This is a genomic window from Ferrovibrio sp., assembly GCF_029255545.1.
In the GTDB taxonomy this organism is placed as follows: Bacteria; Pseudomonadota; Alphaproteobacteria; order Ferrovibrionales; family Ferrovibrionaceae; genus Ferrovibrio.
This window is the reverse complement of sequence record NZ_JANLJJ010000067.1, coordinates 1-2,644: the sequence shown is the minus strand read 5'-3', so window position 1 is coordinate 2,644 and position 2,644 is coordinate 1. Positions and strand designations below refer to the sequence as shown.

General features: G+C 64.9%; 3 protein-coding genes. All 3 read right to left on the bottom strand.

The window, feature by feature from the left end; all coding sequences use genetic code 11:
* Window positions 1–1,024 (bottom strand): methyl-accepting chemotaxis protein (locus tag Q1J79_RS13110; protein ID WP_300301070.1); only part of this gene is annotated, 1,024 nt, incomplete at its 3' end.
* Between the two features lie 36 nt (window positions 1,025–1,060).
* On the bottom strand, window positions 1,061–1,591 hold the full coding sequence (locus tag Q1J79_RS13105) for a PAS domain-containing protein (protein WP_300301068.1): 531 nt from the start codon (window positions 1,589–1,591) through the stop codon (window positions 1,061–1,063).
* Between the two features lie 237 nt (window positions 1,592–1,828).
* The coding region (gene groEL, locus Q1J79_RS13100) for a chaperonin GroEL (protein ID WP_300301066.1) at window positions 1,829–2,644 on the bottom strand (816 nt) is incomplete at its 5' end.

The window sequence follows — 2,644 nt, the reverse complement described above, 5'->3', positions numbered from 1 at the left end:
CCAGGGCGCGCACCTCCTGCGCCACCACGGCAAACCCCTTGCCGGCCTCGCCGGCGCGCGCCGCTTCGACGGATGCATTCAACGCCAGCAGGTTGGTCTGGAAGGCGATCTCGTCGATCAGGCCAACGATGTCGCCGATCCGGGCTGCGCTGTCCTCGATGCGGGCCATCGCCTGCACGGCTTCGTGCACGACCTCGCCGCCTTTTTCGGCCGTGTCGCGGGCCACCGCCGTGAGCTGGCTGGCCGCCTGGGCATTGTCGGCGGTGAGCTTCACCGTATCGGTGATCTGGTGCATCGCGGCGGCGGTCTGCTCCAGGGTGGCGGCCTGGCTTTCGGTACGCGCGGCCAGATCGCGGCTGCCTTCGTCGATTTCGTTGGCGGCGGATTGCACGGCCTCCGTCGCCCGGCCAAGCTGCTGCGCCACCTCGCGCAGGGCGTCGATGGTGCGGTTGGTATCCTGCTGCACGGTGGCAAAGACACCCTGATAGTCGCCATCGATGCGTTTGCTGAGGTCGCCGGCCGCCAGCGCGGCGATGACGCGCGCCACGTCGCCAAAAGCGGTGCCGGTGCGCTCCACCAGCATGTTGATGCCCTCGGCCAGGCGGCGCATGAAGCCGTCCTTGCCCTCCAGGCTCAAACGGCCACCCAGATCGCCGGACGCGGCAGCCGTCACCAGTTCGGCCACCTCGGCCTGCAGGCGCGCGGTTTCCTCGGCGCCGCTTTCCATCGTCTGGCGCGCGCCGTTGATGATGTCGGCGCCGCCGCGGAAATGGCCGACCATGCCCTGCGGCAGGAAGGGCCGGAAATGCTTGCCCTGCGCGGCGAAGGACAGCGACGCGCTCGATTCGCGGATATAGGCATCGGTGAGATCGAGCAGGCGGTTGAAGGCGGCCAGCGTGGGCGCGAGGTCGCCATACTGTTTCAGGTGCAGGATGCGGCCCGACATGTCGCCCTGTGCCGCCCGGGCGCAGATCGCATCGATCTGGGCCAGGGCCCTCCGGTGTCGCGACGCAGCGAGCAGCATGGTGGTGATCCTTCCGGATTTTCGGGTTTTGCGGTGTCAGTTCTGCGCGGCCAGCCCCAGCACGAAGCGGTCGTAATCCAGGCCGCGTGTCTGCAGATCACTCTCGATCAGCGCCAGGCCGGCCTGCATGCCCTGCTTGCGGTCGGCATGGCGCTCTTCCTCAGCGCAGAGCCGGCGATAAAGCGGCTCGATCACCGCCAGCGCCTTACGGCTGGGCACGCGGCGATTGGAATGGAAGCCGTCGACCTGGCCCTGCAGGTCGCGGCTCGGCGTCACATGCGCCAGCACCCAGTAGTGGTCGCCATTCTTGGCCAGGTTCTTCACATAGGCGAAGATTTCCTCGCCATCGCGGATGCGCTGCCACAGCAGGTGGAACACCACGCGCGGCATCTCGGGATGGCGCACGATGGAATGCGGCTGGCCGAGCACCTCGTCTTCCTCGTAGAGGCCGACCTGGCAGAACACATCGTTGACGTAGGTGATCCGGCCCTTGAGGTCGGTCTTGCTGACGATGATCTGGTTTTCCGTGAACTGGCGTTCCCGCCCGGTCGGCTCTGGCCGCTGCATTTCCACCTCCCACCCCGAAGGTTGAATATTTCCTTATTAGTCTCAGCAGGAGATTGTTCTGGCAAGAATAATTTAGATGTGAAACATAATCTTAAAATATTGAGTCGATAATAAAATTCACAAGTAAATTGATATTAATCAATTTCTAAACCTGCCCTGCTGACCTGCTGCAAGGCAGAAAAAAAGGCCCGGTCTCGCGACCGGGCCTCTCTTGTCTTCCGAGCGGAGACGGATGGATCAGAAGTCCATGCCGCCCATGCCGCCCATACCACCCATGCCGCCGCCGGGCGCGCCCATCGGCTGCTTCGGCTCCGGCTTGTCGGCCACCATGGCTTCGGTGGTGATCAGCAGGCCGGCCACCGAGGCGGCGCCCTGCAGGGCGACGCGCACGACCTTGGCCGGATCGATCACGCCGGCCTTGACCAGGTCGGTATACTCTTCGGTCTGGGCATTGAAGCCCCAGCTGGTGTCCTTCGACTCGAGCAGCTTGCCAGCCACCACGGCGCCGTCGACGCCGGCATTCTCGGCGATCTGACGGACCGGGGCCTGCAGGGCGCGGCGGATGATTTCCACGCCATGCTTCTGGTCGGCATTGTCGACCTTGACCTTGTCGATCGAGCGGACGGAATACAGCAGGGCGGTGCCGCCGCCCGGCACGATGCCTTCCTCGACCGCGGCGCGGGTGGCGTGCAGGGCATCGTCAACGCGATCCTTGCGCTCCTTCACCTCGATCTCGCTGGCGCCACCGACCTTGATGACGGCAACGCCACCGGCCAGCTTGGCCAGACGCTCCTGCAGCTTCTCGCGGTCGTAGTCCGAGGAGGTCTCCTCGATCTGCGCCTTGATCTGCGCAACGCGGGCCTGGATATCCTTGTTCTTGCCGGCGCCGGCGACGATCGTGGTGTTTTCCTTGTCGATCGTCACCTTCTTGGCGGTGCCCAGCATCTGCAGGGTCACCGACTCCAGCTTGATGCCGAGATCTTCCGAGATCAGCTGGCCGCCGGTCAGGATGGCGATGTCTTCCAGCATGGCCTTGCGGCGATCACCGAAGCC

Excerpts from the sequence above, each read along its gene's own strand:
- Q1J79_RS13105 (WP_300301068.1), bottom strand. The coding sequence starts at position 1,591 with ATGCAGCGGCCAGAGCCGACCGGGCGGGAACGCCAGTTCACGGAAAAC.